General features: G+C 66.9%; 10 protein-coding genes. 8 read left to right on the forward strand and 2 right to left on the reverse strand.

The window, feature by feature from the left end; genetic code table 11:
* The first annotated feature begins 92 nt into the window (after positions 1 to 92).
* The 7 genes from RZ1_RS25980 to RZ1_RS26010 all read left to right on the forward strand — a co-directional run bounded on the left by RZ1_RS25980 (position 93) and on the right by RZ1_RS26010 (position 10,403).
* Positions 93 to 3,077, forward strand: coding sequence for an ATP-binding protein (locus RZ1_RS25980; protein WP_072815513.1), 2,985 nt, complete (start codon positions 93 to 95; stop codon positions 3,075 to 3,077).
* Entirely contained in the window at positions 3,077 to 6,034 is a 2,958-nt protein-coding gene (locus RZ1_RS25985) for a hypothetical protein (protein WP_139281987.1), read from the forward strand. The genes RZ1_RS25980 and RZ1_RS25985 overlap by 1 nt, the downstream gene beginning before the upstream one ends.
* Positions 6,035 to 6,087: 53 nt before the next feature.
* Entirely contained in the window at positions 6,088 to 6,576 is a 489-nt protein-coding gene (locus RZ1_RS25990; protein ID WP_072815515.1) for a hypothetical protein, read from the forward strand.
* Between the two features lie 151 nt (positions 6,577 to 6,727).
* On the forward strand, positions 6,728 to 7,012 hold the full coding sequence (locus RZ1_RS25995) for a hypothetical protein (RefSeq protein ID WP_072815516.1): 285 nt from the start codon (positions 6,728 to 6,730) through the stop codon (positions 7,010 to 7,012).
* Positions 7,009 to 7,587, forward strand: coding sequence for a hypothetical protein (locus RZ1_RS26000; protein WP_139281988.1), 579 nt, complete (start codon positions 7,009 to 7,011; stop codon positions 7,585 to 7,587). The genes RZ1_RS25995 and RZ1_RS26000 overlap by 4 nt, the downstream gene beginning before the upstream one ends.
* Before the next feature lie 3 nt (positions 7,588 to 7,590).
* Positions 7,591 to 9,849: a VldE C-terminal domain-containing protein gene (locus RZ1_RS26005; protein WP_072815518.1), complete on the forward strand. Its 2,259-nt coding sequence runs from the start codon at positions 7,591 to 7,593 to the stop codon at positions 9,847 to 9,849.
* A complete protein-coding gene (locus RZ1_RS26010; RefSeq protein WP_072815519.1) occupies positions 9,846 to 10,403 on the forward strand; it encodes a hypothetical protein in 558 nt (185 codons plus the stop codon). Before RZ1_RS26005 ends, RZ1_RS26010 begins: the two co-directional genes overlap by 4 nt.
* Positions 10,404 to 10,422: 19 nt before the next feature.
* On the opposite strand, the gene RZ1_RS26015 is transcribed toward RZ1_RS26010, so the two are convergent.
* Together RZ1_RS26015 and RZ1_RS26020 are read right to left on the reverse strand one after the other, a co-directional pair.
* Positions 10,423 to 12,252: a helix-turn-helix domain-containing protein gene (locus RZ1_RS26015; RefSeq protein WP_072815520.1), complete on the reverse strand. Its 1,830-nt coding sequence runs from the start codon at positions 12,250 to 12,252 to the stop codon at positions 10,423 to 10,425.
* A 392-nt stretch (positions 12,253 to 12,644) separates the two neighbouring features.
* Positions 12,645 to 13,040 (reverse strand): hypothetical protein, encoded by a 396-nt coding sequence (locus RZ1_RS26020; RefSeq protein ID WP_139281989.1) that lies wholly within the window; start codon positions 13,038 to 13,040, stop codon positions 12,645 to 12,647.
* A 105-nt stretch (positions 13,041 to 13,145) separates the two neighbouring features.
* Between RZ1_RS26020 and RZ1_RS26025 the strand changes: the two genes are divergently transcribed.
* Positions 13,146 to 14,471 (forward strand): NERD domain-containing protein, encoded by a 1,326-nt coding sequence (locus tag RZ1_RS26025; protein WP_072815522.1) that lies wholly within the window; start codon positions 13,146 to 13,148, stop codon positions 14,469 to 14,471.
* Positions 14,472 to 14,556 lie beyond the last annotated feature (85 nt).

Raw genomic sequence — 14,556 nt, forward strand, 5'->3', positions numbered from 1 at the left:
TCATTTGCGGCGTCTACTTCGGCGCTCGGAAAGCCCAAGCGCGCAAGACCTCCGCACCAACGGGCCGCGCTCGACAGAAGAAGCTGACAACCGTGGCGGACCGGGAACGGCTGCCGTACCGATACGCGGACGATCTGATCTTCATCTCCGACGACTCGGTATGGACCGCGCTGCGGCTCGCCGGCACAACCGACGAGTTCCTCACGGCCGAGGAGAAGCAGTCCGCTGCCGAGTTGGTGGCGCAGACCTACAACACGCTGCTGGCCGTCTTCAACGGCAAGTCGGTGCAGTGCCACGAGATCATCCGGTACCGGCCGACGTCGGCGGAGGAGTGGGCCCGGGGTTACCTCAAGACGTCCTGGAATCCGTCGCGACTGATGCGTCAGCTTCTGCGCCACGTGTCGGCGTTGCTGTCCGAATCCACACCGGAGCGCCAGCGCTACCTGATGGTGCGGCTCGGCGAGTTCACCGGCGAGACGGTTCCCGACCCGCTCAGCGTCATCGCGAATCGGGTCACCGCCGTCGCTGACGAACAGTTCCGAGCATCGGATCTCGAACCGTTCCGCGATCTCGCGATCCGGGTGCACCTGCAGCTCGCCACCTTCCGCGCAACACCGTGCACCCGCGGCGACCTGATCTGGCTGATCCGAAAGACACTGTCCGGGCACCGCTTCCCGACCGAGCAGCCGATCCTGACATCGAAGCCACTGCGGACAAGTTTCTTCGACATGGCGGTGAACTTCCGCGGTCGCAATGGGCAGGACTACGTCGAGATCATCGACACCGACCCGGACACCGGGGATGAGCGATCGACCTACACCGCGACCCTCGTCGTTGCGTCGTCCGCACCGATCCTCGAGTTCAACCCGGTCATGGCGTGGGGCCCTGCCCTCGCGCAGCTTCCTCGGCCGGTCGAACTGTCGTGGCGGTACGAGCTGATCTCGGCGGCCGAGTTCAAGGACCGAGCCCTCAAGGTCGCCAAGAACATCAAGGATGAGGCCGCCGACCGCGACAAGGTCCAGGCCTCGGAGGATCCGCGATTCGAGAACAAGTACGACCGGGCGCAGGCCTTGTTCGAGGAGGCGAGTACCGCTCCGCAGCCCGCGATGATCGGCCGTTTGCGGCTGGTGCTCTCGGCGCCGACACCCAAGGAACTCGTCGCCGCAGAAGAAGATGTCCGCGCGATGATGGGCGACTTGGAAATGGTGCGCGTTCCCCGCGCCCAGTCCCACCTCCTCAAAGAGCAGCTGCCCGGGGACTACACGGGCAAGATCTTCGGCGGCCTCGTCGCTGCGCAGGGCGGCGGGGTGAAGATCGGCGAGCGCACCACTGACGTGTGGGCGCCGGCGGTGGCCCGCCTCGACTCGGACGACCAGGTCGGTGACGCCGTCGAGGCCAACCGGGGGAGGACCCGAGGCTGGCGAGGGTTCCCGGTCGGCTACACCTACACCAACGGCGCACCGGTGCACTTCGGGTTGCACGTGCAGGTCGCGCGGGACCGCGGCGCAGGCATCGCGATCATCGGCGCATCAGGCGGCGGCAAGTCGACTCTCGCCCTGCTGCTGTACTTCTGGGAATCCGAGTCCGGCACCCAGTGCATGGTGCTCGACCCGAAGAACGACTTCGAAAAGTTCACGTACTACATCGCATTCGGCGATCAGGTGATGCAGCCGGGGTTCTCCGCCGACGCCGAAGCCGGCATTCTCGGCACCGAGGAGTCCCAGTTCCAGCCGGTCAACCCCGAGTTCTGGGCCGAGACCACGATCGTCAGCCTCGCCCGTGGTGCCGCCGGCCAGCTGGATGCGTGGTCGCTGACCGACTCGTACGCCGAGGCCGACGAGCTCGCGCGCGGCCAGGTCGAGGTGCTGTTCACCGACAAGGACGACCGCACGATCGTCGAGCAGGCGTTGGCCGCGATGAAGGAAGCCTACGACGCCGAACAGGCCGGTGAGCCCATCCACGGCGACCCGATCGTGCCGTCGATGGGGACAGTGGTTCGGTTCCTCGAGCAGAGCCGTGAGAAGTACCGGCCGATGGCAGAGGACGCGGACAACGCGAACGCCTTCAACGCGACCGAGAAGCTCGAACAGCTCGATCGAGTGATCAACCGGTTCAAGCGTGCCCGTGACACTCGATACGCCAAGCTGCTCGTCGGCAACGGCCAGCGAGTAGACCTCGGCGACATGACCCGTCGACGGGTCATCTTCACCCTCCACGGGTTTGCGCCGCCGAAGAAGCCGGACCAGCCCGAGACGTGGTCGGAGTCCGAGCGTAATGCAGCGGCCGCGATGTTCACGGTGCTCGATCTGGTGCAGAAGCTGTTCGACGACCGGCCGAAGCCAAATCCGGTGACGGGAGAGATGAAGACGCCGCCGCGTGCACTGTTCGTCGACGAGGGGTACATGATCGCCCGGCAACCGACCGGACAGGGGATCCTGTCCCGCGGCCTGCGTCAGGGGCGCTCGCTCAACCTGGTGATCGTGTTCATCTCCCAGCAGCCCCGCGACGTGCAGGAGATCGAACAGCAGGCCAAGGACGCCGGTGAGGCCGACTCGAACCAGTTCGGCACCATCTTCATGTTCCGGCAGAAGTCCCCGGTCGAGGCTGCCCGTGCGCTGGAGCTGCTGCGGGACACCAGCGGCGGGACCACAACCGAAACGGTCGCGCTGGCACGCAAGCTCCTCGAGGAAGGCAAGAGCGCTGGCGGTCAGCTTCGTGGTGGTCGGTGTGTGATGCGCGATGTCGACAACCGCGTCGCCACGGTGTCGGTGGACCAGATGTTCGCCGAGCTCGCCCGGGCGACCGAGACGAACCCGAATGATCGTCCTCGAGCGCAGAGCATCCCGATCAGTGGCAGCGGGCGGGACTGGGAGATCGACCCGACCACGATGCTCGAGGTCCGCACGGGCATCAGCGAAGCCAACATGCGCGGCGACTACACCGATGACCTCGAACTCGACGAGGACTGGCACGACTTCATCGCTCGCAACATCGACGAGCTCGAAGCGGCCAATGCCGCGGCAGCAGTGGCTGCCGAGGGCCTGTACACCGATTCCGGACTGGAGGATGTGCGCTGATGGCTACCCTTGCCCCTCAACAGTTCTGGACCGGGCGCGGCTCGAGGTGGGGCCGCAGGTTCATGGACGTGCTCTCGGAGCCGCGTCTGATGTTCCGTGGCGTCGCCGTGGTGTCTGCGCTGTTCCTAGCTGCCGGCATCCTGCAGGAGATCGGCGTCGTGTCGACCCTCGTGGTTGCCTCGATGCTGGCCGGGGTCGCCGGTCTGGTCGTCGCGTGGCGGCGCAGCCCGGCGCACGTCCTGGCGGCGGCCTCGACGCTGGTGTACGTGGGCGTGGTCGTCGCGCTCGGTGCGGCATCGTCGTGGTTGACGATGAGCGAGGGCGGGTATGCGTACTTCACCGCCTATCTGACCGGGTTGCTGGCGCTCGCAGTGCTGGTGCTGCGCTCGCGACGAGTCGGTCCCTCGCCGGCGCTCACCACCTTCCTGGCGCAGACCGCGTTGATGGCCACCCTTCCGCTCCAGCTGTGGCTCTCGTCGGCATCCGCTGCGATCGGCGGGCTGATCCTCGGAGTCGCGGTTGTGTGGTGGCGCCAGCGCCTCGCACTGCGACGAGAGCGGTCGAACCAGCGGACCCAGCGCCTCGCAGGTCGGGTGTGGCAGGTGGTAACCGGGGTGGTGGCGACGTTGCTGGTCGCGGCCACGGTGATGCTCGGCTCGGCAGCACCGGCTGGAGCTTGGGGTTTCTCGTCGATCACGAACGCGATCACTGAGCCTGTCAAGGAAGCGATGTGCGGTATGACCGCACCCAACCTCGAGCAGCAGCCGGTGGGTTCCGGTCCCGAGGCATGGTTCTCGAACCTGAACCTGGCAGGTGCGGTCGATGCGGAAACGGGGCAGCGCTCGGACAACGCGAAGGACATTCGTCTCGCGGCCGGCGGCGACATGACGCAGTACACCCTCTACGAAATCTCTGGTCTACGAGGCTTGGACTGGGTGAACTGGCAGTACTCTCCGGACGCTGACGGCGAGGCGAAGCCCGACCAGTGCTCGATTCCGGCGTGGATGTGGACGATGTCGGGCAACGCCATCTTCACCGTCAACCTCTACATCCTGCAGGCGACCATCGCGCTCAAGGAACTCGCGCAGGCAAAGAACCCGGTCGCCTGGCTGTACGACAAGTCGAACTCAGTGGTGGCGAACGTCTTCACCAACCTTGCACTGCCACTGATGAGCATCGCGGGTGCACTGGCCGTGATCGCGATCGCAATGGCAGCGGTGCGAGGCGGGGGCCGCGATGCGATCGGGAAGGCGGTCGCATCGATTGGCGTCATGATTCTGGCCGGAGCAATGTTCGGCGGCATCCTCGCCGACAAGAACAGCGACCAGTCCCTCGACGAGCCGCAAGGGGCGGGCTTCTACGTCATGGCGAGCACGCTCGATTCGATGATCGGGCAGTTGAATTCGGCGCTGACGACGGCGATCTTGTCCGACCTCAACGATGACAACGGCGAGGAGTTCTGCCACGTCCCGCCGGGGAACACCGAAGGCCTCGGGCAGCGGGTGTCCTCCTGTGTGCTCGCGGAAACCCTGGCGTACCGTCCATGGGCGCTAGGACAGTTCGGTCCGTCGGGCGGACGTGCAATCAACGTCGATGAAGGAAACCCCAACGCCGGATCCGGGCAGGCTGTGGAAGGTGTCCGATACGGCCAGGACGCAGCGACCAAGGGCGATGGACTGCCGTGCTACATCAACCTCGACATGTGCCGTGATCTGCGGACCTACCTGATCGTGCAGCAGGGCGGACCGGCCATCGGCGATCTCGTCACCACATGCCTGAATGCCAACAATCCGAAGAACCTTGCCGATGCGCAGCAGTGCGTTCCCTATTTCGCTGCAGGGAAGGTTCTGGCTGATCGGGTCACCGCCGTTACAGACGCGTCTGACGGTGATACGGGGCAAACAGCCAGTTCTCCCGCACTGGCTGGAGTTGACGCGAGCACGATGTACTCGGCGTTCACCGGCACCAATGGCCTGCAGCGGCTCACTCAGGCCGCGTCGTCTCTCGTCGCGACGCTGGTCATTGCGATCGCACTCACGTCGCTGTCGATCATCACGATGCTCTGGCACGTGATGCTGTTCGCGCTCTTCATGATCGGCCCCCTGGTCCTCGCAGTAGCGACATTCACCGGTAAGACCAACGGCGCTAAGGAATGGGTGTTCAACGTCCTGCACACGTTCAGCGCACGCTTCGCCTACGGCCTGACCATGACCCTGATCATCTGGCTGATCTGCCTGGTATTCCGCTCCGACAGCATCTACACCGGCATGAAGATCATCATCGTCGGAATGGTGCTGTTCGGGTTCTTCAAGCTGATCCGCAAGATCGACGAGAAGATCCGCCCACAGCAGGGCTCGATGAACGTGAACATGGCCGACCAGGCTCGCCGCGGTATGACCACGACAAAGGCCATGACCGCGTACGCCGGATACAAGGGTGCGCAGCGCCTTTCGCGGGCACCCGGCGCGGTCGGCCGCGGAACCGGCGCTGCTGCGCAGGCCGGCGTCCGCTCCGCGAAGTCCGCGGTAGTCGCCGGAGGCCGGATGGTCAGGGGCGCCGCGGTGGGCTCGGTCAACGCGCTCGGTGGCGAGCACAAGGCCAACATCGCCGCATCCCAGGCCATGGGCCGCAGCGGGACCCGTGTGATGGCTCGGCGTCTGGTGACCGCCCCTGTCACGGGCACCGCCGGCGCGGTCCGTGGCGCCTACCAGGGTGCGCGGGGCCGGACCCCCGTCTACGCCGGTGAGGGAACGAACCGTGCCGTGGACTCCCTGGCTCGCGGCGCGAAGTCGACGGCCAAGGTGACCAAGGAAGCCCAGTTCCTGGCCCAGTACACGGCGCTGCGCGCACAGGAAGCGGTGGGCAACAGGCTCAATCCGGCGCGCAAGCTCCCCGATCAGCGGCGCGGGCAGACCGCGAAGCAGGGCGCTGACAGCAGCGGGGGAGGAGAAGCGTAGTGACATTCTCCGACCCGACTTCGATCGATCTCAGTACGACGCAAGGACAGCGCATGGAAACCACGGCCAACGGCAACCACCATCCCGCCGAGGAGCTCGCCGACGCGTTCGACGCATTCGACGCCGCCGGATACGCGGAGGACGTGATCTATGGCTACGACCCTCAGGTGCTGTACGACAACGAGACCGGTGAGGTTCGGATCCTCGTCGTCGTTCCCGTCGAGGGCGGCGGCGAGCAGCCGATCCACATTCCACTCGACGACGAGGGGATGGTCGCGGTCGTCAATGGTCTCGCGGAAGCGCGTGGCGTGCAGCCGCGCACTTCTATGGCGGCACGCGGCCCGGTGGCCGAGGAGTTCGATACTCCCGGCGAGACGCCCAAGCGGTCAGCAATCCGCCGAATGGTGGACCCGGCTGGACTCGGCGGGCTGACACCGGACGACCTGCCGCCGACGATCTTCGGGGTGCAGTCGAACAAGATGATCGCGTACATCCTCATCGGAGTGCTCGTCATGTCGTTCCTGCTGATGATCCTGGTCTGATTCTTCTGGCTCTCGACACGGCGGCCCCCACCAGACCGGTGGGGGCCGTTTCGCGTTCCGGATATGCGTTTTCGCTGCTCAACAAATGGTGGAGAAGCCATACGCAATGGTCTGTCCGACCGATCGACGATCCACGCAGGAAGGACCCGTCATGGATCTTGCTGACCGCACACGGCGGTGGGCTGGAGAGACCATCAACCAGGTCGGGGACAGCCTCACCACCACCCGCGGCCGCCTACTCCTGTGGGTCATCGTTCTCGTGCTCTCGGCGTCGTTGTCCGAGACCGGATCACAGCGCCTCAGCGACGGTGGCGTGCGCATGGCCGCACTGATGCTCGCGGTGATCGCCCTCGAGCTCACGGTTGCCGCAATCCGGTGGTTGTGGCGCCGCTTCAAGCAGCGGCGTGCGAATCACGCTGTCCGGAGCGGCCGATGAGCACGACCAGTACGCGGACCGCGCTGGCAGCGCTGCTGTTCGCAGCAGCTGTCGCCCTCGCTGGGTGCGGCGGTGACAGCCCGCCCGCCCCCACTACACAAACTGTGCTGCCTGACGACCCGGGAAACCTCGAGGTCACCCCGAAGCACACCTACGCCGAAGTGCCCGCAGCCGACGCTGAGGCATTCGCGATCGACTTCATCAAGCTGTACGGCACGTTCAGTCCCGCCAACCCAGATCCGGGGCGGACGTGGCTGTCGTCGTGGCGGCCGCTTGCCATGCCGGAAGTCTCCGACCGGGCCGAGGCGGAGTTCGACCAGACGTGGGGGTGGACCTGGGATCAGCAGGCACAAGCGCAGGACGTGTTGCCGACCGGGCCTGCTCAACTCGACGCAGGCTTCGGGACCGTGACCGTCCAAATCCCTGCCCGCCGCTACGTGCTCAGCCTGCTCGCCCAGCACGTGGAGGACGGGCATTGGGAGAACTTGAATTTCGAGGTCGTCGTCGGGCCGCGGACTGTCGGTGACGCCGACTCCGGTCTCGCGGTGTACCGCGTCGAGATGCGTGGTGCCTGACAGATGTGGGTTGTAGCAGGGAAGGTCGCCGCGAAGGCGGCCACCAAGGTGGTCGCGAAGAAGGCCGCCGGAGGGCAGGCTCCGAAGAAGAAGCGGTGGCCGCTCTACCTGTCGATTCTCGGTGTGATTGCCGCGTTCTTCGCGGTCCTGTTGCTCCTTGTTGGGAACATGATCACCGCGTTCGTCGCAGCGATCACCGGGACCACCACCGTCGTCTCGACGGACTGTGGTGTCGACCGTGGGCGGGTGTCTGCGTTCGGTGCCGCCGGCGGATCGTTGTCCGGTGTCCGTGCCGGCTCACTGGCCATCCCGATGGCCTCGGGCACCTACACGATCTCCTCCGGATGGGGGATGCGTGACGGCGGCATGCACAACGGCAGCGACTTCGCCGCCCCAGTCGGGACGCCGATCTACGCGGCCGCCGACGGCGAGGTGACCGTCGCCGGCGCTGTCTCCGGATACGGCAACGCGATCATCATCGAGCACAACCTCAACGGGCAACGCGTCGCCACCCTCTACGGGCACATGTTCGGCGACGGCGTCCTGGTGAAGGTCGGTGACCAGGTCCGCGGTGGACAGCACATCGCCAACGTCGGCAACGACGGCGACAGCTCCGGCCCCCACCTGCACTTCTCCCTGCACCCCGGCGGATACGCCAACTACAACTCCGGTGTCGATCCGATGCCGTGGCTCACGCAGGACCTGCCCGCCGCCTCATCGCTGGCAGCTGCGCGACCCGAGTTCACGCCGATCGACCCCAACGCCACGTCCGGCGCAAATCCGTTCGACGCGCTCACCGCGCCGGCCGCCGAAATGGTGGCCTTGCCGACCGAGAAGGGCACCGAGTCCGGCATGCAGGTCGACGGCGTGCGCGTCATGCGGGCCGCGTCGGCGAAGTTCCCCGCCGTCACGACGATCGGCGGTCTACGGCCCGGGGACACGGGCGACCACGGGTCCGGTCGCGCCGTCGACATCATGGTCCCGGACTACAAGAGCCCCGAGGGGACCAAGCTCGGCGACGACATCGTCGCCTACTTCCAGGCCAACGCCGACGCCTTCCACGTCGACTATCTGATCTGGCAGCAACGACTGTGGCAGAACGGATCCTGGTCTCCGATGGAAGACCGAGGATCGGACACCGAAAATCACTTCGATCACGTCCACGTCAGCGTCGCGGGTGGCGGGACCCCGAACGGTGACACCCGCTACGGCACCGCGCCGGGCGTCTCCCCGAATTCGCCACCCGCGGTCCTCGCGGCCGACACGTCTACCTCCACTGTCGACTGCATCAAGCCCCAGACCAGCGGTGGAGGCGGTCTCGCCGATGGCTCGGTGCCGGAGAAGTACCGGGCCGCGGTCATCGCCGCGGGCTCGATGTGTCCGGAGATCAAACCCCCGCTGATCGCCGGGCAGATCGAGCAGGAATCCGGCTGGCAGGAGGGTGTCACCAGCGCGGGCGACGGTGTCAACTCCGGTGGCGCGCAGGGTATGGCGCAGTTCATGCCGGGCACGTGGGCGACGATGGGTGTCGACTCCGGCCTGGACAGAAGCGGACGGCCCGAGGGTCCGAACGCGCCGGACCCGTTCAATCCGTTCGACGCGATCGCCGCCCAGGGCAGGTACATGTGCTACATCGTCGACCAGCTCAAACCTCACGTGGCCAGCGGAAAGGTCAAGGGCGACATCGTCGATCTGGCGTTGGCCGGCTACAACGCGGGTGAGGGTGCGGTGATCGAGTACGGGGGGATCCCACCGTTCGGGCAAACCCAGGCGTACGTTCCCGGCATTCGCGCCCGGATGGCGAAGTACGAGGCCAACATCGGGTCGTCCCCGGAAGTCCCGGGGGGAGGCCCGGCCATCACCGTCGCCGGCAGTCCCTTCGCGCGCGCGATGATCGAAGCCGCGTCACGTCAGCAGGGTCTGCCCTACGTGTGGGGTGGCGGTGGAGCTGACGGCCCCACTGCCGGTCAGGGCGGCGGCGAACTCGGCTTCGACTGTTCTGGGCTGGTGCTGTACGCCGTCGCGCAGGCATCCGGACAGCGGACGATCCTTCCTCGCACCACCTGGGGGCAGGTCGAGACCGGCACCGCGGTGTCCAAGGAGAACATTCAGCCCGGTGATGCGGTGTATTCCAACGGCACCGCGCATGTGGCCATCTGGCTCGGTGATGGGCAGGTCCTCGAAGCGCAGACCTTCGGGGTGCCCATCGGTGTCCACCCATTCGACCTGAACAACGCCGAAAACATCAGGAGGTTCGGATGATCCGCCGTGCACTAACCAGTGTCGCCGCCCTCTCGTTGGTCGCTGCCGTTGTGGCCGGCTGCTCCACGTCGAGCGAGGAATCGGCACCACAGCCCACCGAGGCCGCACCGACGAAGGTGATGCCGTCGTCCTTGCCAGCACTCGACGCGTCGACCATCGACACCAGCGACCCGGATGCCGTGGCCATCGCGTTCGCTGAGACGTCGTACACGCTGTTACCGGGAGTCGACCCCGACATGAACGCTGGAATGGCCCGTGCTGCAGCAGTCCTGGAGCCGAAGCTCGCCAACGACATCCGTGGCCAGGTCGGGCGTTCCTCTCCGGGGTACGAGTGGAACCAGTGGGCGCAGGCCGGCGCGATGGTGGACGCAACCGCTGCGATCGACACGCAGGAGGTTCCGCCGCAGACCGATCGCGAGGCGTACCGGATGGTGCGGGTGACGCAGACGGTCGAGAACTCGACCCGGTTCATCGCCCGCCGGCAGCTGGTGCTGCTGTTGACGCTGGTCAACATCGACGGCGAGTGGAAGGTCTCGCGTCTGACCCAGCTGTGAGCTCTCGCCCCGGCCGCCATCACGCGGCTTCGAGTGCCGATGCGCGCGACAGTGACGCCAGCAGGCGGCCCAACGCTCCAGCGAAATCGGCTCGCCCGTCGGCCTTCGTGGGGAAACGACCCCGCAGCAGGGGAGTTGGATGCTCAGCGCGGATCGGCTTCCGCAGCCGCGGAGCGCGCCGCCAGGCCAGTTCCCGCTGCCACCACTCCCACATCAGCGACTCCGCGGTGTACAGCCGCCGCCGAGCCTCGACCACACCGGTCACACCGAGTCGTGCTGCAGCCGCTGCCATGGCCGACGCCACCTTCTGGACCGCCCGCCCGCACCGCGTGACCAAGCCCAGTTCCCGTAGCTGCTCGAGGTGCTCGGAGATGCTCTCGGGGGAGTGGCCGGTGGCGTGCACCAGAGAGGCGATGCCGCGGTGGCCGGCGAGGAGGGCGCGGTGGGTGGCACCGCAGGGTCCGCCCAGGCCGGGGGCGGACCAGAGGTCGTGGCGGGCGTGGAGCAGGGTCTGGTGGAGGTGGGTGCCGAGGGTTGGATCGGGGGCGGGTACCCCTTGTGATTCACTCCCAGATCCAATCGGTGGAAGCTCCATCCGATACCGGTCCGATCGAGCCCCTCGTGATGCCTCAATCCTGCTGACCCAGCCCTTCTCCCGCAGCCACGCCAACGCCCGTGATGCCGTCGGCTGAGTGACCCCTGCGGTGAGAGCGAGTCGCCGCTGATCGATGTCGAACTCCGTGCGGCCCGTTTCCCACGCGACCAGGCACAGGGCATCGAGGACGCAGCGACGGTGCACGCCCGCATGACCACTCCACAGGGACCGGTCTGTGCCAGCCGCCTGCTGGATCTGCTGTGCGCGGGCTCGGCCGCCGTTGTCGGTGACCATCCGGGTGTGGCGGGGATTCGCCTCGGTCCATGCGTTCCACGCGGCTACCGCTCGGGACCACTGGCGGGCAACGAACCGATCCGCGTTGGGTCGCTCGACGCGGCCGGTTCCGCTGTACCGGCTCGTGCGCAGGTACTCGAGTACGGGAGCGGTGCGGGCCGCAGCGAAGACGTCGTCGTCGGACCAACCGGACGCCGCCATACGCAGCAGCGCCGCGAATGCAGGGGCGCTGTGATCGTCGCTCGGAGCGATCGGCGTGGAGAGAGCTGCGTGGAGTGCGGCGCGGTGGCCGTCGGAAACGGCGTCCACGCGGAGACCCGGGGTGCGGGTGCCCACGATGGTCGGGCCGGTGAGGGCGGTGGGGGCCTCGACCGGTCGCGGTCGCCGCTCGATGGCTGCGGGTGCCGACGTGCCGGCGGTGTCGAGGACCGTCAGCATCATGGTCAGGTGCTTGGTGAGCCTGCGCAGGTCGAGCATGGTGGCGCCGGCGGAGAACGCGGCGAGCTGCTCGTTGGGGTCACCGTCAGGGTCGTTCAGGACCGGTGTGGAGCAGGTGCCGGAGCGGTGGGCGGCCGCGGGGATCCGGACGCAGCCGGTGCGCGGGTTGGTCAGAGGGGAGAGGTCCAAGCTCCGGTGCGCGCGCTTGACCAGCTGAGCAAGGGATCGGACGGTTCGAGCGGCGACTGGATCTGTGAGTCGGATCCACACGTGGCGACCCCACTGGCTGCCGGATGCGGCCACGAGGTGGGGGATACCGAGGGAGCGCAGGGCCGAGGTGAAGGCGATGGCGTCGGCGACGGAGTCCGGGAGACCAACGGCCGGGGTCTGGCTCGAGTCGAAGTCGAATGCGAGGAGCTGGTAGGTGCCGTGGGTGTCGGCGAGGTACATCGCGACGGGGATGCTCGGCAGTTGCTCGGGCAGCGGCGCGTCAATGTAGTTGTGCGTACCGGCGGGGTCCACGCGTGCTGTTGCGCGGGGCGACAAGGCACGAAACGCCTGGTAGTAGGTGTGACGCCAGTTGGTTGCGGTGACAACTGTGACACCGTTGTTGTGTGTTGCCGATGGATCAGCGCATAGATGTGCGCTACCATCGAACCGTCCTGCTAACACAGGAGAGCTCCTAATCAGTTGCGGAGCCGCGGATCAGCAGAGCTGGTAACTCTGCCCCGCACATGAACACCGGTTCGGTGAGTTGGTCCTCATCCGAACGGCTAGCTACAAACCCCGCATTTATGCGGGGTTTAGCTATTTCTGGGGTGGTAAGTCCCGGAAGTATGCGAGTCCACGGCTGATGTAGTTGTCGCTGGGTGGACGTCGAGAGGCTGGTGAGACCCCGGGTCGACGCCAGGCGGCTAGCCCGTCATCAGCAGCTGGCTCCTCTCGGGCAACAACCGACCCAGGCCGAGGCGCTGCGCCAGCAGCATCGCGACAACGTCGGGGCGACGCATGCCGGCATCGATCGCCAGCTCGTCGAGAGTGGGGGTGAGCTCGGTGGGGACGCGGATCGCGAGGGTCGCGGTCTCGTCCGTGGAGCGAGGGGCGGCAGTGGCAGTGACGTCGTCGAAGTCGAACTGCGGATCTCCGTGGAGAACGAGGTCGGGCCGTCCTGCTGCCTCAGCGAGGAGGTCGGAGACCGCCCGGCTGACAGGCAGACCACGTCGCTCCGCGTAGGCGGAGAGAGTGTCGACGACGGCCTTGGGCGCGTGGAAGCGGATCTGGGTCCGCTCGCCGAGATGTGGTTGAGCCATGGCAGTCATTAAACAGGTGTAACTGTTACGGAGTTGCACGACACGCCGCGCTCGTAACAGTTACGGCTGAAACATCCGGAGAAGTGCGTCCGTACGTTCACGGCCATGAGCACACCAGACGCCTTCTCCGTCGGCGGTGACAGCCCCGCCATCGCAGGGCAGTCCCTCCGCAACCGCTCACGAGCGCAACACCGCGCCCTGCGCACCCTGACCGGTCAGCTCGTCATCACCGGCTGCGCGATCGCCGCGACGGCCACCACCATCGCTCTACTGTTCGTGCTCCCGGTCAAGGACGCGCTCGCCGTGGGCACGTACAGCGCCGCGGCTCTCGCAGCCGCGTACGGCCTGATCACCTTCCCGCGCCGCGCAATCGGGATCGGCTTCGCGCTCGTCGCAGCACTACTGGTGTTCGCCATCGCCGGCGCCTACCGACTCGGAACCGCTACGCCGTGGGGCGCCGTCCTTGCATGCGCGGTCACCTCGGTGTCGGTGTTCTCGACCCGCCGCACCACCCGCACCCCATACCTGCCGGCGGTCGCGGCCCTCGCCGTCATCGTCGCGGCCTTCTGGGCGACGGCTGCCCTGGGGCTTCCTCGTTGGCTGTGGGTGGCCCCTGCCCTCATCGCGGGCCTGGCAGCTGTCGGGTGGCGCGCCGACTGGCCGATCACCTGGCGGGCGCGCCGCGCCGCCTGGCGGTCGAAGATCCGGTACCGCACCGGCGCACCGCTCGCCGATCGACCGGAGGGGGACGGCCGGTGGATGGCCGAGGAGTCCCTCGAGGTCGGCGCCGACGCCGAGCACATCACCGCACAGGCATTGACCGGCCTCGACGACCGCTGGCACGTGCTGCACTCTCGGGCACTGCATTACACAGCGGCCGACGCAGACCACATCGTCGTCGGCCCTCCAGGTGTCGTCCTGGTGGACACCAAGTACCGATCCGGGCACTTCGAGAGCCACCCTTGGGTCGCCGAAGACGGCACCGCCGGCAGCGACTGGTCCTACAACGGCCACGTCCTCGACGCCAGCCTCGCGCAGTCGGCGATCTTCGAAGCGGACCGCATCGCCTGGGCCTTCCACGCCGACGGCCTCGACCACCAAACCGTCCCAGTGGTCCTCGCTATCCACGGCGGCCGAATGAATGTGCCCTGGGGCAAGTGGACGATCGAGCTACTCGGCGAGCCAGCCGACCAAGAGTCCGAGGCACCGGTCGTCGGCACCCGGGTCGTCACGCTCGTCGACGCGACCCACCTGGTCGACTACCTGACGTCGCTACCGGCCCGACGGTTCACGACGCCGACGAAGCGCGAGCTCGCCGTGGGCCAGGAGCAGACGTTGTCACCGGAACTGGTCGAGGAGCGCGCACAACGACGCTATGTCCGCGACCTCGCCGCAGTCTGCGAGCACGTATTCGTGCCGGTATCAAGGTGATCGACAGGTAGAGCCTTTACACGGACATTGCCCGGCAAATAGTCCATGATGATCGGCACCAAATGATCATGGGCCTGAGCGAAGG

The sequence above is a fragment of the Rhodococcus zopfii NBRC 100606 = JCM 9919 genome (genome assembly GCF_001895025.1).
GTDB classification, from domain to species: Bacteria; Actinomycetota; Actinomycetes; order Mycobacteriales; family Mycobacteriaceae; genus Rhodococcus; species Rhodococcus zopfii.

Coding starts and splice junctions, on each gene's coding strand:
- RZ1_RS26020 (WP_139281989.1), bottom strand. CDS start 13,040: ATGGCTCAACCACATCTCGGCGAGCGGACCCAGATCCGCTTCCACGCG.
- RZ1_RS25990 (WP_072815515.1), top strand. CDS start 6,088: ATGGAAACCACGGCCAACGGCAACCACCATCCCGCCGAGGAGCTCGCC.
- RZ1_RS26005 (WP_072815518.1), top strand. CDS start 7,591: ATGTGGGTTGTAGCAGGGAAGGTCGCCGCGAAGGCGGCCACCAAGGTG.
- RZ1_RS25995 (WP_072815516.1), top strand. CDS start 6,728: ATGGATCTTGCTGACCGCACACGGCGGTGGGCTGGAGAGACCATCAAC.
- RZ1_RS25985 (WP_139281987.1), top strand. CDS start 3,077: ATGGCTACCCTTGCCCCTCAACAGTTCTGGACCGGGCGCGGCTCGAGG.
- RZ1_RS26000 (WP_139281988.1), top strand. CDS start 7,009: ATGAGCACGACCAGTACGCGGACCGCGCTGGCAGCGCTGCTGTTCGCA.
- RZ1_RS26025 (WP_072815522.1), top strand. CDS start 13,146: ATGAGCACACCAGACGCCTTCTCCGTCGGCGGTGACAGCCCCGCCATC.
- RZ1_RS26010 (WP_072815519.1), top strand. CDS start 9,846: ATGATCCGCCGTGCACTAACCAGTGTCGCCGCCCTCTCGTTGGTCGCT.